Annotated in this window: 20 protein-coding genes; 12 read left to right on the forward strand and 8 right to left on the reverse strand. The window is 62.4% G+C overall.

The window, feature by feature from the left end:
- Positions 1-14: 14 nt before the first annotated feature.
- The 8 genes from AC3FMM_RS16130 to AC3FMM_RS16165 are packed head-to-tail and all read right to left on the reverse strand — an operon-like array spanning position 15 to position 7519.
- Positions 15-1673: a type II secretion system protein GspD gene (locus AC3FMM_RS16130; protein WP_488686940.1), complete on the reverse strand. Its 1659-nt coding sequence runs from the start codon at positions 1671-1673 to the stop codon at positions 15-17.
- Positions 1670-2176, reverse strand: a complete 507-nt coding sequence (locus tag AC3FMM_RS16135; RefSeq protein ID WP_488686941.1) for a toxin co-regulated pilus biosynthesis Q family protein — start codon at positions 2174-2176, stop codon at positions 1670-1672. The genes AC3FMM_RS16130 and AC3FMM_RS16135 overlap by 4 nt, the downstream gene beginning before the upstream one ends.
- A gap of 28 nt (positions 2177-2204) precedes the next feature.
- On the reverse strand, positions 2205-2642 hold the full coding sequence (locus AC3FMM_RS16140) for a lytic transglycosylase domain-containing protein (protein WP_488686942.1): 438 nt from the start codon (positions 2640-2642) through the stop codon (positions 2205-2207).
- Positions 2639-3886: a TrbG/VirB9 family P-type conjugative transfer protein gene (locus AC3FMM_RS16145; protein ID WP_488686943.1), complete on the reverse strand. Its 1248-nt coding sequence runs from the start codon at positions 3884-3886 to the stop codon at positions 2639-2641. The genes AC3FMM_RS16140 and AC3FMM_RS16145 overlap by 4 nt, the downstream gene beginning before the upstream one ends.
- The gene (locus tag AC3FMM_RS16150; RefSeq protein ID WP_488686944.1) at positions 3883-4677 is read right to left on the reverse strand and encodes a lysozyme family protein; all 795 of its coding nucleotides are present in this window, start codon (positions 4675-4677) and stop codon (positions 3883-3885) included. Before AC3FMM_RS16150 ends, AC3FMM_RS16145 begins: the two co-directional genes overlap by 4 nt.
- Positions 4670-5899, reverse strand: coding sequence for a TraB/TrbI/VirB10 family type IV secretion system protein (locus tag AC3FMM_RS16155; protein WP_488686945.1), 1230 nt, complete (start codon positions 5897-5899; stop codon positions 4670-4672). The genes AC3FMM_RS16150 and AC3FMM_RS16155 overlap by 8 nt, the downstream gene beginning before the upstream one ends.
- Complete coding sequence (locus tag AC3FMM_RS16160) at positions 5899-6795, reverse strand: TrbG/VirB9 family P-type conjugative transfer protein (RefSeq protein ID WP_488686946.1); 897 nt, start codon at positions 6793-6795, stop codon at positions 5899-5901. The genes AC3FMM_RS16155 and AC3FMM_RS16160 overlap by 1 nt, the downstream gene beginning before the upstream one ends.
- Positions 6796-6811: 16 nt before the next feature.
- Positions 6812-7519 carry a VirB8/TrbF family protein gene (locus AC3FMM_RS16165; RefSeq protein ID WP_488686947.1) on the reverse strand — a complete coding sequence of 236 codons (708 nt, stop codon included), beginning with the start codon at positions 7517-7519 and terminating at the stop codon, positions 6812-6814.
- A 357-nt stretch (positions 7520-7876) separates the two neighbouring features.
- On the opposite strand from AC3FMM_RS16165, the gene AC3FMM_RS16170 reads away from it, so the two are divergent.
- The 12 genes from AC3FMM_RS16170 to AC3FMM_RS16225 are packed head-to-tail and all read left to right on the forward strand — an operon-like array spanning position 7877 to position 19316.
- Positions 7877-8929: a TadA family conjugal transfer-associated ATPase gene (locus AC3FMM_RS16170; RefSeq protein ID WP_488687153.1), complete on the forward strand. Its 1053-nt coding sequence runs from the start codon at positions 7877-7879 to the stop codon at positions 8927-8929.
- A gap of 18 nt (positions 8930-8947) precedes the next feature.
- A complete protein-coding gene (locus tag AC3FMM_RS16175; protein WP_115737233.1) occupies positions 8948-9295 on the forward strand; it encodes a TrbC/VirB2 family protein in 348 nt (115 codons plus the stop codon).
- Between the two features lie 2 nt (positions 9296-9297).
- Complete coding sequence (locus tag AC3FMM_RS16180) at positions 9298-9627, forward strand: VirB3 family type IV secretion system protein (protein ID WP_115737232.1); 330 nt, start codon at positions 9298-9300, stop codon at positions 9625-9627.
- Positions 9621-12077: a VirB4 family type IV secretion system protein gene (locus AC3FMM_RS16185; RefSeq protein WP_488686948.1), complete on the forward strand. Its 2457-nt coding sequence runs from the start codon at positions 9621-9623 to the stop codon at positions 12075-12077. The genes AC3FMM_RS16180 and AC3FMM_RS16185 overlap by 7 nt, the downstream gene beginning before the upstream one ends.
- Before the next feature lie 10 nt (positions 12078-12087).
- Positions 12088-12822 (forward strand): conjugal transfer protein TrbJ, encoded by a 735-nt coding sequence (locus AC3FMM_RS16190; RefSeq protein WP_488686949.1) that lies wholly within the window; start codon positions 12088-12090, stop codon positions 12820-12822.
- Positions 12819-13868 carry a type IV secretion system protein gene (locus AC3FMM_RS16195; protein WP_488686950.1) on the forward strand — a complete coding sequence of 350 codons (1050 nt, stop codon included), beginning with the start codon at positions 12819-12821 and terminating at the stop codon, positions 13866-13868. The genes AC3FMM_RS16190 and AC3FMM_RS16195 overlap by 4 nt, the downstream gene beginning before the upstream one ends.
- On the forward strand, positions 13868-15133 hold the full coding sequence (locus AC3FMM_RS16200; protein WP_488687154.1) for a TraI domain-containing protein: 1266 nt from the start codon (positions 13868-13870) through the stop codon (positions 15131-15133). The genes AC3FMM_RS16195 and AC3FMM_RS16200 overlap by 1 nt, the downstream gene beginning before the upstream one ends.
- The gene (gene traD / locus AC3FMM_RS16205; protein WP_488686951.1) at positions 15133-16989 is read left to right on the forward strand and encodes a conjugative transfer system coupling protein TraD; all 1857 of its coding nucleotides are present in this window, start codon (positions 15133-15135) and stop codon (positions 16987-16989) included. Before AC3FMM_RS16200 ends, traD begins: the two co-directional genes overlap by 1 nt.
- Before the next feature lie 8 nt (positions 16990-16997).
- Entirely contained in the window at positions 16998-17504 is a 507-nt protein-coding gene (locus AC3FMM_RS16210) for a hypothetical protein (protein ID WP_414248241.1), read from the forward strand.
- The gene (locus AC3FMM_RS16215) at positions 17479-17769 is read left to right on the forward strand and encodes a hypothetical protein (RefSeq protein ID WP_488686952.1); all 291 of its coding nucleotides are present in this window, start codon (positions 17479-17481) and stop codon (positions 17767-17769) included. Before AC3FMM_RS16210 ends, AC3FMM_RS16215 begins: the two co-directional genes overlap by 26 nt.
- Before the next feature lie 3 nt (positions 17770-17772).
- On the forward strand, positions 17773-18390 hold the full coding sequence (locus AC3FMM_RS16220; RefSeq protein ID WP_488686953.1) for an IncC plasmid conjugative DNA transfer DtrJ family protein: 618 nt from the start codon (positions 17773-17775) through the stop codon (positions 18388-18390).
- Between the two features lie 59 nt (positions 18391-18449).
- Entirely contained in the window at positions 18450-19316 is an 867-nt protein-coding gene (locus AC3FMM_RS16225) for an ATPase (RefSeq protein WP_488687155.1), read from the forward strand.
- Positions 19317-19441 lie beyond the last annotated feature (125 nt).

Below are 19441 nucleotides of genomic sequence, written 5' to 3' on the forward strand. Positions count from 1 at the left end.
GATTGTCTGAAGTGTTACAGCAAGCGGGCCGAGATCATGATTGCAATGACGGTATCGCCACGGGTCGCCCCGACCCCGCCACCGAGCGCGGCCATCCACGGCTCACCCACGCCGTTGTTGGTCGTCGCCGCCTTCTGGTTGCGCAAGCCCGTCAGCACGAGAGATTCACCAGGCTTCAGCGTGATGGACTGCGTGAAACGGTTGGTCGGCATGGTCCGCAGCTGCACGCTGGTCTGGTTGGCTGAGCCACCCGAGTTGAACGGCTGCAGGGGCAGAAGGTCCGAGAGCGTCATGTCGAAGTTCATCAGGATCCGGCCATCAACGACCTTGGGCAGGAAGTTGCTGGTGAAACCGTACGTGACCGTCGCGGTTTGAATCGAACTGGTGGAGCCGACATTCGCCGCCAGCGTCGTTTGCGCCTGTGCAACGTAGTCCTGCAGCGTCGCGGTCTGCAGCGCGAGGACCTTCCCGTTCTGCGTAACGCCCGAGCGGGACACCACCTGCGACACGTTCCCCAGCGTCGAGAGCGCCTGGATCACAGCCTTGCTGCCGGCAAATGGCCCGCTCATGATGGTCGCGCCGAGGTTCATCGGCGAAGCGCTGCCCGAGACATTCGGCATGCTGGCCGAATTGAACGTGACCCCGGGCTGCCCGCTGGAGCTCTGGTACGCGAGGGCCAGGTTCAGACCATAGTTATCCTCGCGCGTCACGCGGACCTCGTAGACCTGCACGTCGATGGCCACCTGCTTGCCATACATGGCGGCCAGGCTCTTGACGAACTGTTCGATGCGGTCGCACTGGGCCGGATCCCCGGTTACTGTGAGGGTGCCCAGGTTCTTGTCGACAACCACCTCGGCGCTGGCGCCGGCAACGGCCTTTGCGGTCACCTGGAGCGTCTCCCACGGCTTCATCTCGACCGACATGCTCATCGACTGCCCGCTGCGCCCTGCTCCGCTACTACCATTGCTGGCCCCGGTCCCGCCGGCGCCCGACATGCCGCTCGAGCTGCTGTCCGTCGTGGTGATCGATCCATTCATCGAGGACGAATCAGCGAGGCTCGGCAGCATGAAGGTGCGGGTTTCCGTCTTGAAGAACGTGACCGTGCCGTCGTTGTACCGAGACCACACCCCGAAATGCGCTTCCACGGCATCCAGGAAGCCCTTGAAACTGCCTTCGTACCGCAGGGTCAGGGGGGGCGCTGCGGCCCCGCCAGCGCTCGCACCCGCAGCAACGCTGAGCGGAGCGCCCAGATCTACCCGTGCCGTGCCACCCATCGGAATCGGCCCGCCCGGGCGGACTGCGCCTGCTGGCTGTACCCCCGGCGCCGCGCTTGACGCTGCAGCGACTGCCGACGGATCGACGGTAGCGCGCACACCAACACTTTGCGCGATCCAGTTGGCGGCTTCATTCAGTGAGCCGAGGGAGCCCTTGAACACCACATGCTTGCCGTAGATGTCAGGCTGCGGCTTGCTGGCGCGGATCTTTTCACCCATCAACCAGGCGCCTTCGTGCACGCGGAACACCGGCCGGCTGCGCGGCGCGTCGGCGTAGCGCGCCTGCGCCTCGCTGTTGATGGCGCTCTGAATCTGGCGCGTTTCCATCACGCCGCAGCCGGAGAGCAGGGTGGCTGCCGCCACGGCCGCCGCGGTATAGCGTTTGCCTTGCTTCATCATTGGACGATCCCGTTTTGGCTGATAATCACGGTGCGGTTTCCGCGCCAACTGTCGCCCACCACATCGGCGCCGTTGTTGGCCAGCTCCTCAACCACACGCTTGACGGCGAGTTCAAAGTCCCCGCCGTAGTCCTTGTCGCCCGGGACGATCCACCCATCGGGGACATTCCAGACCACCGTCCAGCCCGCGCGTGTAGCCCATTTCTGCAACTGTTGTTGCAGCGGCTCGCCTTTCACAAGGCGGTAGACGTCACCGACCACAACGGCGGCGGGAGGCGCGCTCACTGCGGCTGCGGCCGATAAACTCGCATTGGCAGCAGGCGAAGCGCCATTCGCTGCAAGCAGCGTGCGATCGATCGAGGCGGCATTCGCGCGGGAGGGCTGCAGTGACTGCCACCCGTCGTTCTGCAACTGAGCGGCGTGCAATGCCGGCGCGATGAACAGACCGCTCAAGAGCGAGCCCGCAGTCACGACTAGGCGGACGATTCGAAGGGATTGGGACATAGCTATGGTCTCGATTGAACGGGTAGGACTAGCGCAGGGCCGCGCGCTGCAGCGCTTGCCATCGGGCGTGAATCTGATTGGCGTACCGCAACTGCTTGTCGGGCGACGAGGCGTTGTAGGCCCCAACCGCCTTCCACGTTGGTCCGAAGCGCTGGATGTTCTCGCGCAGAATCCATGCGCCGACGTACGCATTGGTGCATCCATCGAACAAATGCGCGCGCGTGATGCCGTATCGCCCCAGCCGCGGCAGATGGATGGAGTTGATCTGCATGAGTCCGATATCTTCCGAACCGTTGGTATTGCGGTTGGTGACCCAGGGCCGCATGCCGGACTCCTGCCAGGCAATGCTGCGCAGCAGAGTCGGGCTCACACCGTGGAAGGTCGCAGCATCGTCCAGGCAGTCGGCACGGACAGCACCCGAGAGCATGGCCAGACAGAAGACTGTCCCGATTGCGAGGGCCCTCATAGCGACACCTTCCCGGGCTGCTCTTTAAACCGCACCTGCGGCACACGATCCACGTAGACCACGTTCCCGTCGGCAATCACGGTCATGCGCGCGGCAATGCCGTTGAACTTGTAATAGCGGTCCTTCTGTTCGCCGTTGCGCTGGTGATCGTCGCCGAACACCGACACGCTCACCATCGATTTCTTGAAGCTGAGGTAGGTGGCGCCGTCCTTCTCGAATACCATTTCCAAGCCGGCGCCGTTCTCGGCTGGGAATACATACTCGATCTCGGGGGAGCGATCCACCTGCACCGACTTTCCGTCCGCGGTAGCGGTGAAACGGTCGACCGTCGCAAACGACAGGATGCGCTGCGCCTCGTCCCACTTCGTCCAGATCTTGCTGTCGGAACCGTCACGCAGAGCCAGGTCCTTCGGTTCCTGCTCGAATCGGATCTCGATGCGGCCCTGCTTGTTGTCGCGGATCGCAACCGCTCCGAATGCGGAGGACAGTGTCGGCCCTTCTGGCAGCGGCGTCGCGGCCACTGCCAGCTGCGCTGTCGGCCCTTCGGTCGACGCTTGCAACGCTCCCCCGGTCGGCGTCCCCGCCGAAGGCTCTCCGACCACCGAGAAGCCCTTCGGCGGTGCAGCGCGCAGCGCGATGTTGCGCCGGGTGAAATCCACTTCCGCGTACAGGTTGCGGCGGTCCAGCACGCGCGCGAGCGCCTGCAGCCAGTTCTCCCCGCTGCCAAGCTCGACGGTGACATCCTCGGTCATCGGAATGTCCTTCTGCGCGGTGCCCGTCCAGCCTGCCGGCGCGATGGACTTGATCATCTGCGCGAGAGGCAGGGTCGATCGGCCGGGACGCACCACCTGGAGCGTGGTATGGCTTCCGATCAGCGCCAACCGCCCGGAAATGCCGGCCAGACTGCGTGGCAGGTCGCCTCCAGGATTCGCAGGCTCCGAAGTGAAGCCATTCGCGCGCTTCCAGCGCGCCACCACTGGCTGGCCGTTCACGGAATAGCGGACGACGTCGGGCACGCCATCGACGACCCAGTAAGGGCCAGTCTGCAAGGCACCATCAGCCTGGACAGCCTGGCCCGGCCGGGGCTGGATATAGGTCGACAGACCATCGTTGAAGATGAGCGCAGGACGATCGACCGCCCGGGCGACGATCTGGTAATCAAAGTCGAGCGGATCGGTATCGGCCGCCATGGCGCTGGCGCTCGCCGTCAATACCAAAGCGGAGAGAATGAGCGGCCTGATCATCGGAATTTTGCGACGTGGTTCATGAAGCGAGCGAAGTACGGACCACCACGCTCCGGGTTGGCGCTGTGGTACCAGGCCACAGCTTTCATCGTGGAGCCGCTGCGCCGCAGGTTTTCGGTCAGAATGTCTTCGGCCACGCGGATGTTGGTCGCCGGGGCCAGCGCGTCCCACGGCGACGAGAAGCGCTTGCCGTGGTAGCACCAGTTCACCTGCATGAGCCCGACGTCGAAATCGCAACGCTGGCTCGCCAGCAGCCGATTGATCGCCGCGTAAGCTTCCTCCCGCGTGGCGAAGAACATGCCGCGGCCGGCCACGTTCAAGGTCCAGGGCCAGGGCCGTCCGCGATAAGCCGACTCGTTCATCGCGATGCCCGCGGTGATCTTCGGGTCCACACGTTGCCCCATCTGCGCAAACGGCTCGGTTTTCGGCGCGCATGCCCATCCGCCACGGCGCTCAGCGAGTGCCTCCTGGGCTGCCTCAGTCAGCACAGCCGGGCGGAGCCAGCCTTCGCGCGCAAAGAGACCCGAGATCGGCACCGCCTTGCCGCCGATCTGGACAACCGGCCCGGCGTCCGCCCCCGCTTCGATCGATGCACCGATCAGGCGCGATGACCATGCGAGGAATGCGTCGAGCCCGCAGTAGAGCACCGGTTTTCCCGCGATCATGTGCAACAGGTCCTTGCCGTCGGCATTCACGATCACCGCATTCGGGCTGATGACCGCCTGGATGGTCGCGGCGGGCGCGTGGCTCGTCAGCAGACCAGCAACGAAGGCGACCAGCGTCTTAGTCACGGTAGGCCTCCAGCACCATGTCGTGCTTGACCTGCACCATCATCTTCTGGCCCGGCTCCGTCGTGATCGTCGGCCGGATGCCCTGGTTGCGGCTCAGGATCGTGGATGCGGTCTGGGCAGCGATTTGGCCGGCAGCAGTGCCATAGGTGGTCAGGCCATTGGCGCCGACTGTGGTCGCCGTGTTGTTGTCCTTAAAGGCATGCTCAAGCAAGCCGATAACCAGGGCAGCGCCGAAGATCCGCACGAAATGATTGTTGACGTCACCACTGATGCCGGAGTATCCGTTGGGGTCGGCACCCTGCATGCCCATCAGCGGCACGGTCTTGCCGTTCGGCAGCTGCATGCGCACGAAGGCGGCGAGGATGCGCTCCTGGCCCACGGCGATATCCGCGCTGTACGTACCCACCAGCGTGCTGCCGGCCGGGATCACCTTGCACCGCCCCGTCACCGTGTCGTAGACGTCCTGCGAGACGGTCGCGCGGAATTCGCCCGGCTTATCCGAGTTGAGGCCCCCTGCGAACGTCGCAGGAATGACGAAGCCTCGGCTAACCGTGCATTTCGGCAGTTTCCCGTCAAAACCGGTGCGCATGGTCTTCGCGGCGCTGGCATCGCGCAGGAACTTGTTGTCGGAAGACGCCGGAGCTTCGGCGGCTTCCGGGAGGCCGTTGCTTGCACTGGCGCGTACGACCGCTGCCTGCTGCAGGACGCGCATCTGAGCCGGGTCAGTCAAGTCCGCCATGCCAGCCGGCATTTTCGTGCCGCCCATCTGCGACTTGCGCATACCCTTCTTGTAAATCGATGAGGTGAAGATGTCGTCTTCCTCGTTTTTCTTCACCTCGGCAGTGGTTGGCTTGGCCGCGCCAACCAGGTCGCCAGCCTTCATGATCGGTGCCGTGCCGCTGTCCGGCTTCTCCGCGCGAGCCCGTTGCCGCTCAGCCTCTTCCCGTGCCCTTGCCGCCTGTTCGCGGATCGTGGCCTCGAGCGACTGGCCGTTGTCGCCGCTGCTGGCCCGCTGGCGCAGCTGCTCCGCGCGGTCCTGCTCGGCCTTGGCATCGGATTGTTCCTCGCTGACCGACTGGAAGTAGTAGCCGAGCCCGCCGACGAGGAACGCCGCGACGACGCCAAGCGCCATCACGATGTTGCGCGGCAGCTTCCCCTTGACGGTGCGTTCCTGCGCATCCGTCACGTCGGAGACGTTGGTGGACGACTTCCGATCGCGCATCAGAACAACCCCAGAATGCGGCGACGGCCGCGCTCGATCTTCACTTCATCCGAGCCCGAGCGCAGCGCGATCGCTTCGGCCAGGCGCTGGACGACCAGGAATTCGCCTCGGCGGATGAAGTTCACCACCACGAAGTCGCTGCCGTCCTTGACCAGGGCAACGGGCCAGTCAGCTCCCTTCGGGATGCGCAGCCAGATCGCCTTGCCGTCGTCAAAGACAGTGTCCGGGCGGAAGCCAGCACTGCCGGAGATGGAGTAGTCGAAGTTGAGTTGCTCCGGCGCCACCGCGACGGCATCGGCGCTGCGGCCACCAGCTTCGGCGGACAGCGCTTCTGCCCCGTCGGCACGCGATTCACTGCGCGCCTTCGCCTTGGCAGCAAAGGACGTCGGGATACGAAAGCGAACCTTCTGGTAGAAGATCCCACCCAGGGGCGAGGACACCAGCGTGAATTCGTAGCTGCGCTTGTTGGTGTTGACCGACAGTGTGTTGACCAGGCCGGCCGCCTGCGGCTTGACGTACAGGTGGTTCAGGCCATCGGTCTCGTAATCCCAGCGAACGCTCTCGCCCCACGCGGGCTCGCCGACGATCTGTTCGTCATCGGGGAACTCGATGGTGGTCATCTTCAGCGGTGCAGACAGGATGCGGAAGATCTGGTCGCGGTTATAGGTGAAGACGACAAGGCGGGAATCTCCAGGCAGCGCTATGGGGTCCACCCCACCATTGAAGGGATTGGCAGGATTCATCGCATCGCTGATGTCGCCGATGCCCAGCGCTGCTACGCCCGCGCCGGGGCGGCGCATCGGCTTGTCAGCAGCCTGGGTTTCGGGCACGGCAAAGCTCAGCGCCAGGACGGCGGCAGCCAAGGCACTCAGCGGGGATGACTTGCGAATTTCCATGAGCGTGGTCGCGGCCTCAGGCCGGCGATTTCTGAAGGCTGAAGAAGACGGGGTGGACACCGAACGGGTTGGTACCGAGCACGGCATCACTGGTCGGCGGCTTCACCTGGTAGCGGAAAGTCATCGCGTAGCGCATCTTGCGCGGCTTGTAGCCATCTTCCGTGGTGGTGGTGATGAATTCGACTGCGACCGTGCTGTCGGGCAGCACGGCGATATTGGTGACCTTCACTTCTCGCACCAGGGTGGCCGACGTGCCCACCTGCCGGAACGGCTCATCCTCGGTCACCCAATCCTCGAACTGCTTGCGCGAAGATCCGATCATCTGTTCTCGGACCGACCTCAGGTTCCGCGCCATGCGGGAATCCTCGACCTGTGTGGTCAGAATCGGCTCGATCGTGAACCAGCGCGTCACCAGGTCCTTGAATGCCCACTGCAGCTGAATGCCTTCCGGCTGGAACGCTTCCAGCTCCCGCACGATGGGCTTGCCGCTGGCGTCGGCTGACACGCCGACCGCCTTCACCACGGAGGGCGGCGGCTCGCGGGTCATGATTGCCGCGAGCGCAATGCAACCCAGCCCGAGCGTGGCCACCTTCCAGTGATTTCGCTCAATGGCAATCCTGGTCGTACGGTCGAAGATCACCTGTTCGGGACTCTCATTGCCGTACATCCCCGGGGATACCGCCAGGGTCTTGGCATTGCTGGAATTCTTGCGGAAGAGAGGCATGCTGCGGCAGTCCATTGGGATGCCGCTAATTGAAGCAGTGAACCCTCACCGGAGTACCGAGGAAAGCAGTGCGAATTTGCGCGGCTTTCTGAAATTGTTTCCCTCTACGCAGTCCGCATCCGCTTTGGATGCTGACTCCATTGGGAGAGCTAGCGAGTTTCAATAGTCCGAAAAGCTCGCAGTTTTGGTATGGCTTTCCGGAAATCCAGTATGAGCATGCTCAGCCTTACAAGCACGGTCTGCTTCGCTTGAGATCACTTCAGCAGGCGATGCGTGCGCAAGTTTTCTGGAAAGCTCGCAAAAATCACCCAGCTTTTGACGGCCCGCGTCATGGGCCGCCCGCCAACAATAGCGGGCATGCAAGTCTCCGATCCGAACCATCCCGTTCTGCAGCTCAGTCAGCTCGAAGCCAGCGCCGTTGCGATGTTCTTTGAGTCGCTGGCACCAATCCGCGCATTCATCGATGCGTCGGATGTGGCCGAAGTCATGGTGAACCGTCATGACAGCATTTGGGTCGAGCGACGCGGCGAAATGACCCGCTTGGACGTGCAACTGGAACCCGCCAAGCTCGAAGGCGCAGTCCGATCGCTGGCCTCCTCCGTCCAGAAGTCTGCCGTGCGTGGCACGGCACAGGGCATCATCAACGCGGGCCATAAGGGCCTGCGCATCGCTGCCGTAATGCAACCCACAGCCATCGACGGCCACGCCCTCAGCATCCGGCGTCACCGAGAGACTAACCTGTCCCTTAGCGACTACGTCAAGGCCGGCGCATTCTCGGCCCGGCATGCCCGCAGCAAACACACAGACCTGCCCATCTTCAAGGGGGCGGTCGAAGACGACGCGCTGAAGGATGCCCTCATCGAGTTGGTGCGCCAGCGCAAGAACATCCTCGTCGCCGGCGGCACCTCCTCCGGCAAGACCACCTTCCTGAATGCGCTCGTGGAGAACATCCCCGACGGCGAGCGCGTCCTGACCATCGAAGACACGATGGAGCTCAAGACGCGTGTGCCGAACGCGGTGCGCCTGCTCTCCAACACCGACAAGAACGTGACCACCCAGCAGCTGGTGGCCCTTGCACTGCGATTCCGCCCAGATCGCATTCTCGTTGGCGAAGTCCGCGGTGGCGAGGCCTTCGACCTGCTCCAGGCGCTCAACACCGGCCACGACGGCGGCATGGCGTCGCTGCATGCCAACAACGCCCGCTCGGCGCTCTCCCGCATGGAGAGCCTTGCGATGCTCGGTATCCCACATGGCTCACGGTGGGAGCTCGACGACATGCGCAAGCTGATCGCGGAGTGCTTCAACTACGTCGTCCATATGCGCCGCACCGGCGAGATGCGCCATATCTCGGAAATCATCGAGATCAAGGGCTTCCGCAGCAACGACTACGACCTCGAACGCGTTTTCTAACCACCAGGAGTCTCTCCCATGTCTCACCGCTTTACCCAACGTGCAGCCGCAACGGCGCGAAAATCCCTTCCCTCCATGCTGGTTCTGGTCGGCTTGATGGGCGTCGCCACCTCTGCCGCGGCTGCCGATTTCGGCTTCCTCGGCAACCTCGGCGAGTTCATCTGCGGCATTGCCACCTTCATCAACACCAAGTACCTCTTCGTGGCCGGCCTGATCCTGATCGTGCTGGGCGCCATCGGCATTGCCAACTCCGAGTCGACCATCATGAAATTCGTCTCGGTCATCTGTATCGGCATCGGCTTGGCCGCCGCTGCACCGGCAATCATGAAAACGCTGGGTGTCGCGGCCCAGTGCACCGGCTTCTGATCATGCGCGAGCACCACGTCAGCATCGGCCTCTCCCGGCCGCGCCAGATCGGCGGTGCCGTTCGCGGTCTAGCCATCGCCAATGGCACCGTTGTCGCCCTGCTGGTGTACGTGACCTTCCGTAGCGGCTGGAAGATCCCGGTGGCCGTCGTGGTGATGGGCATGGCCTTCCACGCGCTCCTGCGCTGGCTTACCAGTCGGGACCCGTGGTGGAACCAGATCCTGAACGTCTACAACCACTACGGCGACCTGTACGAATCAACCCCCTGGCACGGCAAGCTGAGCACCCTCTTTCGCCGCCCCTATGGCTTTGACAGCGACCTGCCATGCTGAACCTGAAACGCCGCCCGCTCTACGAAATCGCGCCGTGGCTGACGTCGATCACACCGGAGCTGATCCTAAACAAGGACGGGTCATTACTCGCGACCTACGAGTTCCTGGGTGTCGATGCCGACAGCCCAGACAGCAACGACATTACGTCGGCCCGCAATCAGCTGGACCAGGCGTGCCGGTCGTTCGATAACCGGATCACCGCATGGTGGAAGATCAGCCACCGGCGGGCTCGCAGCTATATCGACGGTGACTTTACGGCGGGGGCGGATGCCCGGCTCGACGCGCTGAACCGCGCGCACATGACGACGGGGAAGTACTTCCACAATACCCACTCGCTGGCGCTCGCCTATACGCCTGAGAGCGGGATCGCGAAGTTCTTCGACAAAACCGGCTACCACATGACGGTTGGCGGCAAGTCTGTCATTCCCGCCATTTTCGAGGCGACGAAAGACACCCTCTTTGCGCGCAGCGCCTTCGCCTTCGATCTGGAGAAGCTGACGACGGACGCGCGCCGCTTCGAATCCATGCTGGACGCGTTCACGGGGGGCGTACCGCGCCTGCGCACGCGCCGACTGGTCATGCAGGACAGCTACGCCGTCCTGCACCAGGCAGCTAACCCAAGCGTGCCGCCCCGCCGCATTCGATATCCGGTGACCCTTCTCGATACCCATCTGACGGAATCGGAAGTCACGGTCGGCTCCGAGCGGCTGCTGTTCGAATCCGCCCACGGGAAACGCTACGCCGCGATCGTTGCCGTCAAGGAATGGATGAGCTTCCAGGAAGCCGCGCTGGATAGCCTGATGCAGATCGATGCCGAACTCGACGTCTGCATCATGTACCGGTTCCTCGATACGGCGCGGGCGGCGGCCTACATTGAGAAGGTCCGGCGCTTCTACAAGATGGCGGCGCTCAATGTGCGAGCGATCCTGAAACAGTACTTTGCCAAGGAAGAAGCCGAGAACGACGAGGGGCGCGAAGAGCTGGCCAAGGAAGCGGGCAAGGCTCTTAAGCGTCTGACGGCAGAAGGCACCCAGCACGGCTTCGCGAATATCTCGATCGTCGTCTACGGCGATACCGAATCGGCTCTGGAAGACTCGGTGAGCGAGGTGGTGGGCGCACTCACCAACGCCGGCTTTGGTGCCATCCGGGAGAAGGCCAACCTGATGCCGGCCTGGAACAGCACCTTGCCCGGCCGATGGGATAAGCAGCGTCGTCTTCAGTTTGTTGAAACGCCCGCGGTCTCCGACCTTGCACCGGTGCGTTCCGTCATGCCTGGCCCCACCCACAACGCGTGGCTGTCGGACAAGGCCGGCAAGGAAGTGCCTCCCCTCACCTGTCTGCCCACGCGTCATCGCACCGCACAGCGTGTTGACCTGCACCAGCCGGGCGGCAACGGGCACCTGCTCATCATCGGCCCCATCGGGGCTGGCAAGTCAGTGTTCCTGAACTTCCTGGTCTCGCAGGCCGGGCGGCACGACGCGCGTCGGATCCGGTTCGACAAGGACCGCTCGACCCGCATCCCGACGCTCCTCAGTGGCGGCGCATTCGTCGACGTGACCGGCAAGTTCCAGGCGGCAACACACGTGAACCCGCTGTCGCTCCTCAACAGCCCGGCAAACTTCACCTATGTCACCGAATGGGTGACGCTGGCCCTGGAGGATGAAGAGTTTTCTCTCAGCCCTCAACAGTCGCAAGACATCTACGAGGCGGTGAAGATTCTCGCGACGTACCCACGCGAGCACTGGACCCTCGGCCGCCTGGCCACGTTGCTGCACGACAGCCTGCGCGAGCGGCTGCAGATCTGGCTGCAGGGCGGCCAGTACGGGCACTTCTTCGACCACGCAGAGGACGCATTCGACGTCAGTGACAACCTGTCGATCGAGATGGGCGACCTCTTCGAGAAGTATCCACGCGCCGCGGTGCTGTTCTCGGACTATGCGTTCTATCGGATCAGCCAGTCGATGGACGGCCTCCGGTACACCATCATCGAAGTCGAAGAGGCGGGCTTCTTCTTCCAGCATCCCCGCTTCTACAAGCGGCTGGAGACCTGGATCACCACCATCCGGAAGCTCAACGGCGCCGTCTGGATGGCCACGCAGTCGCTGCGGCAGCTCGAACGTGTCCCGGATTTCGAAATTCTCAAGGACAACGTCGGCAATCTGATCTACCTGCCGAACAGCCAGGCCAATACCAGCAAAGACCTCTACAAGGACAAGTTCGGCCTGACCGACGACCAGATCCAGATGATCAACGACGCGGTGCCGAACCGGGACTATCTGTGGATCACGCGGGCGCAGACGCGGATGCTTCAGAGCACGTTTTCCGACGAGATGGTGGCGATGCTCCGGTCCGATGGCGTGGCGCAATCGATCCTTGACCGGCATTACGCCTCTGGCGTGTCGGAGTGGCAACAAAACTACGTGCGCGAAATGCTCGCGCGCTCTGCATAAGGAGAAACCGATGAAAGGTTGGATCGTACGCGCCGCCATGGTGGCAACCCTTGCAGCTTCCGCGAATGTTCACGCCGCGCTTCCGGTGATCGATGGCGCCAACCTCGTGCAGACGACCAGGACGGCACTGCAGGCGCTCAAGACTGAAATCTACGAGAACACCAATATCGCCTACCAGTACCGCATGATGGCGAATCAGTTGCTGCAGGCCACCGGAATGGACCCGGCCCATCTTACCGAGCAGCTCGACGCGATCAAGGATGAGATCGGCAAGTTCGATCTCTACGGCGTGACGCTGAACGATCTCTATGGGGCCGTCTCCGACAACGCGGACTACCTTTCGAAGGTGCGCAGCATGGTCAAGGCTTCGGGCAAGCCCAGCGGGCAGTGGCTTGAGGACCAGCGCACGCTGCTGGCAAATGGAGACAAGACCGCGAAGAACCTGTTCGATCTGGGCAACTCGGTGGTCAAGAACGTGCAGACCCAGGCGAAGCGTCGGCAGAAGATCCAGAAGGAAATGAAGCTCACTGGCACGGCACAGGCCGCGGCGGAAGCGACCAACGAAATGCTCGACGTCCTGGCCAACCAGAACTCGGACCTGTTGCAGATGATGAGCGCCAAGGTGCAGTCGGATGCCGACAAGGACCAGAAAGCGCTGGCCATCGAGACCGAGTCGCTCGACACGGCGCGTCGTCTGCAAGCCGAGCGAGACCAGCAACGTCAGAAGATCCTCAACCTCAAATGAACTGGACCTCGATCACTCCCACACGGATGTTCTGGGGCTTTGTCGCGCTACTCCTCGCCACTCTTTGCGTCGTACCACAGCTGGCCGCGGCACAGGAAGCTACAGCGGGAAATCAACCGGTCGTAGCTGCAAGTGCAGGCAAGCCGGGCGACATCAGTGAGGGGATCAGGAAGACGCTGAGCAAGCTCGATGGGATGCGCAGCAGCCTGATTCAGGCGGCTACGTCGCTGAGTAAAGCCACCGTGGAGGACGCCAACAAGATCGCATTCGGGCTGGGGGTGATCACGCTGGTCCTGGCCGGGCTTCGATTCGCGGCTACTTCGGATCCCGTCAGTGCCTGGACGGATCTCTTCGAGACCTTTCTGGTGCTCGGCATTTTTGCTTCGCTGTACGCGAGCTACACAAGCTTCTCCTCGGGCCTGTTCCTTTGGTTCGACCATCTCGCCACGTCTATCAACGGAGGAAATAGCATCTATGACCTCCCCGCATCATTGGCCGATACAGGTGGCAAGTTTGTAGATTCAATCTTGAAGACGCTGAAGGCCGGAATTGTGAATCCCCTTTCCCTACTTGATGCCGTCGTCGCCGCAATTCTGTTCGCGTTCGCATTCATCGCTGTCCTGATTGCCGCATTGATCTACTCGTGGTTCATCCTGGTCGGGCATCTGTTGGTGGCCGTGGGTATCGTCGTGGGTCCGCTCGCCGTGGCATTCGGCATGGCGGAGATCTCCCGACGGTTCTTCAATGCCTGGCTGGACTACATGGTCACCGGTTCGATGTACATGGTGGTGGCAGCCATCATCTCGCAGCTGGTGAGCAAATCGCTCATCGCCATGGTCACAGACATCGGCAAAGTAGGGACTGACACCACCATTGCGGCCAGCTATGCGCTCAGCACCGCGATCATCCTGGTGTTCGTTGCCATGGAGATCCCGAAAATTGCAGGCTCCCTCTTCGGGACCGGCGGCGGCGTCGGTGCCACCGGCGGGATGAAGATGCTCGGCCGCGGTGCCTGGAACCTCGGCAACAAGCTGGCAGGGCGATGATGACTACACATGCACACCTGCCGGCGGATGCGCTGCTGGCATCTTTCTCCGACCGCGTCGCGCTGATCCGCCAGTACGCGAACGAGGCGGACAGCGCCGACTTCACCACCAAGTGGTTTGATGTGTTGGAGCGCTGCGCCACGTGGTTCTCTAGCATGCCGCTGCGACCCGGCGAGCACGCTGAGCCAGGCGGCGCATTCCGCGCTACGGTGGAAGCAGCCTATTTCGCCATGCGTCTATCCGGCGCGCAGAAGTTCGCCGCCGATCAGACCTCCGAGCGCCGCCGGAAGCTGGAGCCGCAGTACCTGTATGCGCTCTTCCTGGCCTCCTGCTGTTCGCGCCTGGATGAGCCATGCCGGCACTTCCAGTTTCATCGGGAAAGCGATGGCCTGGAATGGATGCCCGCCATCCACGGCGCGTTTGGTCCCTGGCTAGGTGGGAGCACCTACCGCGTCACGCGCCGCGAGACCGCCCTTCCCATCGAGCGCATGCGCACAGCGCTCCTCGCGCGCGAGATCCTCGGTGCGGAGCGCCTTGCGGGATTCGACGGCCAGGTGCTTGCCGACCTGTTCGGCGCCATCAATCCTGATCCCCGACCGAGCAGTCTCGAAACGCTTCTGCACAAGGTCGCTCGCCAAGCGATCGACACGGTTACGCAGTTCGAGATCAAGGCGCGGCGTGCCGCCTTCTCGCCCGATACGACGCCGGCGCCGAAGGCGGATTTGCTGAGCGCCGCTGCAGATGCCACAGCCCAAGCGAAGCCGCCTGCCGCAGCTGCAACCGAGCAAGCAGCGGCAACTGCGCCTGCCTCTGTCGACTCCCGTGCGCCCACCGAGAACCCACCTCCGGTAGGCGCTGATAGCTCTCCCCCGCACCCGCAAGCACCATCGACGGTACCGGTCCCCCGCGAAACGGCCCGGCCTGCAGTGCAGCTCGACGGCGCGCGATCGCTCCGCCCTGAACAGCCTGCCGACCCGTTCAGGGAAGCGCTGGCCGGCGCGTCGAACCTGATGCGTGAGTTCTTCCGAGCCCTGGCCCAGGACGTGGCGGCCGGCAAGGTAAAGGTGTCCTGGGTCGACAACCGGCTCGCGATCAGCAAACGCATGTTGAGCAATTACGGCATCGCGTCGGAAACGCTCATCGAGAACCTCCGCAAATTCCAGCTGCTGTACAAGATCGTGGGGCAGGACATCCTTCTGGTGGACAAGGTCGCGAACCTGATCGCAACGCGGCCGCAATCCGCCGGCAACGAGGTGGATGACTGATGCACCATTACATCAACCATTTCCGCCCGATCTATGAGTTCCGCGCAGCCATCGGATGGTTGCTGGCGGCCGTACTGATTCTGGCCAGCGGAATGCCGGGAGCGGGCTACTTTTCGCTGTTCTGCCTGGCCATGCTCCTGTTCCGCTCGGTGCAGGTCTGGCGGGCGCTGAAATTCCGCCTTGCCATCTCGACCAAGTGGCTCGCCGTGATTCCTGTGGGAAAGCTCCTGGCACTCAGCGCGCAGATGCGGAAGACGGACAATGCCATGTATCTCGGCACGGGATTCGAGTGGACACAGAAGCATTGCCAGATTGCGCACGACATCCTGCGTATGCCCTCCAGTGACATTCCCGGCCTGCCTCGTTGGCTGCCAAAGCCTATAGTAGAGCGAGTGGAGGCTGTGTTTGCGCCGGCTGGAAGCATCGCCGACCAGTCTCCGCAGGGAAAATCGTGGATCCACGGCATGGAACCACAGAAGATCCCGATCCCGTTCCATTACAAGGCGATGCCCGGCCATACCGCCGTGAGCGGCACGACCGGCGCCGGCAAGACTCGCACCTATGAGGTCATCTCGACCCAGGTGATCCACAACCCCAACGACGTTTTGATCGTCATTGACCCCAAGAACGATGCCGAGTGGGCCGCTCGGGTAAAGCGGGAATGCGAGCGCACGGGACGCAAGTTTCTCTATTGGAAGCAAGCGGCGCCGTCGCAGTCGATACGGCTCAATCCACTGGAGAACTGGGCCCAGCCGTCGGAGATCCCTACCCGCATTGCGCAACTGATGGAGGAAGGCCCGTTCCGGCAGTTCGCATTCCTGTTCATCGACCGCGCGGTGAAGGGCGAACTCTATGTCGGCGACAAGCCTAACCTGCGTTCGATCCTGCAGTACGCCCAGAACGGCATCAACAATCTCTTGGACCGCGCGCTCCAGCGCTTCTTCCCGGAAGCCGGCAAGCCGGATTGGGAGGAAGAGGTCACCGGCTACATGCAGCAGGTAGGACAGCGCGCCGGCGGCACAAAGCTCGATGCCATGGTCCGTCTCTACATCGAGAGGTTCTCGAACAAGGGACAAGGACATGAGGCCATTGACGGCCTGATCGCCACGTTCCAGCACGATCGCGACCACTACGGTCGGATTATCGCCTCTGCCCTGCCCTTGCTCCAGATGCTGGCCACCGGCGAAACGGGTCTGATGCTGGCCCCGAAGGCAGACGACTTCGAAGACGACCGGGAGATCTGGGACATCGACAAGGTCATCAAGCAGAAGGCGGTGCTCTATGTCGGCGCCGACTCGCTCTCGAACTCACTGGTTGCCCAGGCCGTCATGTCGATGCTGCTGGCGGACATCGCTTCCGTGGCCGGCGCCATCTACAACTTCTACGCCAAGCCGCCCGAGGTCGTGCTGATCATTGACGAGGCCGCAGAAGCCATCAACGAACAGATGCTCCAGATTCTCAACAAAGGCCGCGGCGCGGGCTTCAAGGCATTCGTCGCCTACCAGACACGCTCCGATATGACGGCGAAACTTGGAAACGTCGCCAAGATGCAGCAGGTTTTGGGCAATTTGAACAACCAGATCATCTTACGATTGGAGGACATCGACACGGCACAGTGGTTCTCCGAGAAAGCCGGCACCACCGCCATTCGGAACATCGTCGTGTCGAGCAGCACCAGCACCGGAACTGAGGCTCATGTCGGTGAATTTAGCGGCTCTGTGTCGCGCTCCATGCAGCTTGAGAAGGCGCCCCTGATTCCGCATGAGCTGATCATGCAACTACCGAACCTGCAGTACTTCCTGCGTATCTCTGGTGGCTCCGTCTACCAAGGTCGAATTCCAATCATCCAGGACTAATACGGTCAATGCCCTCCACCCTGTTCCGACAAATCGTCAAGGAATACAAGCTCTCGGCGAAGCTCTCACCGATGTTCATCGTGTCTCCCGACCTGGATGACGTCTGTACCCGTGTGGTCGACTACATCGGCGTGAATTTCCGGGTGCGAGAAGAACCGCTGGTCAAGGAAATGCTGACGGACGCCATTGCCGCGTGGCGCGCGGCGCGCAAACACGGCGACGCAAACGTCGCCTTTATGCAGGGCTTGTTCGGGCGCGCCCACGATCTTTACGCGAAGCGCTATGCCGCATTCAAGGGCGAGAAGTACAACGTCTGGTATCCCTACCACGAATCCATCCCTGCGTTCGAGCAGCGCCAACCCGCGGGCTATGTCTGCCAGGTGGTCGACGAACCCGTACCGGGAAACATCTCGCAACGGTGTGCGGCATTCCAGCTGGCCGCTCGCGTGCTGACTGGCTACAGCTTCACCCGCTACTTCGATACCTACGATGTCGCTCGAGACTTTGCACACTAAGGCCGCCCGGTCATTGGCAAGGTTGCGCCAGTTTCCGGTGCGGTGCGCTGCGTGGATCTTCCGCGTCGACCTCGCGCTTGCACTGGAAATGCACGCCTGGCTCAATCAGGAGACACCTGGGCCGATGCCAGAACACTTCATGCGCGGCAATGCCGCCCCTTGCTACGCCCTGACCAGTATTGCCACGCGCAAGCCGGTGGTTTTCTGGGGCGCGCTCGTCGCCATCCCGGCGCTGCCGGTGCTACTTCTGCTGCGTTGGGTGTGAACCATGGCTAGTTCCCGATTCGTCTCTCACGTACGCGTGTGGCTGCTTGTGTCGCCGCTGATGATCTGTGCACTTGTGCCGTTCATCCAGAACGATGCCGCCTTCGAAGTCAGCGATGCTGAACAGGCGTCGGTTTCGCAATGGATTGGCCAGGCCGGCGCGCGCGAGGCAGCATCGCAGGCGAACGACCGGTTTGACCGTTGGTTTGTCAAATCTGGCGCCCTGCAGGCATCGTTCACTGGCTCGGACGCAGATACTGCACTACCGGACGCCGGTGCGTCGGAGTTCGGCCGCGGCTGGATGCGACGTTTCTGGTTGACCGTCTACCGGGCAGTCTATCGCGCAGCCGTCGCCCATCACTGGCTGTTCGGTGGATTCATCCTTTTTGCCGCGCTGCTTAACGATGGGGCCGTGTCGCGCAAGATTCGCGCCGCGGGCGCTGGCTTCGCCAACCCTGTGACCTTCCACGTGGCCGCCCATGGCCTGCTGCTCTGCTTTGGTCTTGGCGCCACCGCCCTGCTCTTACCGATTTCCCTGCTCGCCCACTGCTGGACGCTCGGCGTCTGTCTCGTGGGCCTCTTCAGCTGGCGCCTGGCGGCGTCCTTCCATGTCGGCAAGTAGCTGACACCACGTTTGTTTGATCTCAATGGCCTCGAACGTTGGCCACTCCAGGAGAAATGATGACCACCACCGAACTGTCCATTGCTGAATCGCCTATTGGTGCGGCCGATATCGACGCTGCCCAGATGGGTGTTCCGACCGTTGCGCCGAGCACGGCTGGCAACGCTGCCGCCGGCGCATCGGATCGAGTTGATGACGTCGAAGCCGAACTGATCGAGATGGAGGCCTCGGCGAACGCGCTGCGCAAGGAAGGACTGATCTCGACGGCCGATCTCGAAAAGAAGAAGGCTGAGGTCGAGCGGACTCGCAAGCTCTTCAGGGAACTCTCGCCCGAAGACCGCCTGGCCATCGTGCGTCGCCGGCGCGAACTCGGTCGCCAGATTCTCGATCGCGAACTCGCTGGTGCGGCGGTGGTGGTGGTCAGTTTGAAGCTTAACCACACCCGCCTGCGTCCTCTCTTCGAGCAATGGTGGCCGTACATGAACCGCATGTCGCTGAACCTGCAGCGCTTCGGCCAGTCGACGTTTTCCAAAAGCGAGCTCACGACCATTGAGGCGTTCCTCGAGCGAGAACTCGCCAAGCTGGAAGACTATGTCGATGAGCAGCTACGCGTCGCCAAGGCCTACCGCGAGCAACGGGAGAGCGAGATGCGCGCCAAGGACGACATCATCTTCCAACCGACCATTACCCGTCCTTCGGTCGATATCGAAGTCCAAGCCTTCTCGCGGTTCGCTGTTCGCGCACTGCAGGTCCTGACCAAGTTCGACCAGGCCATGGACCAGTTCGATTTCATGGTCTGGAACGGCATTCGCGATATGACCGACGTGAACGAGGAAGTGACGCGATTCCTTCGCAAGTTCCAGCCCCTAGGACTGCGTAGCTACACAACGCATCTGAAGCTCATGACCACCGTTCGCAGTGTGTGATGGTGAAGCCTTGCATTTGGTGCCATGTTTCCACGTGAACCTCGATTTTTTTGGCACCAAATGCCACATGGATATCCGTTGTCGATGCTGTACCTATGAAGCGCCTGGAAGAGCCAGATGATCCT

The organism is Cupriavidus sp. 207A1 (assembly GCF_057798955.1).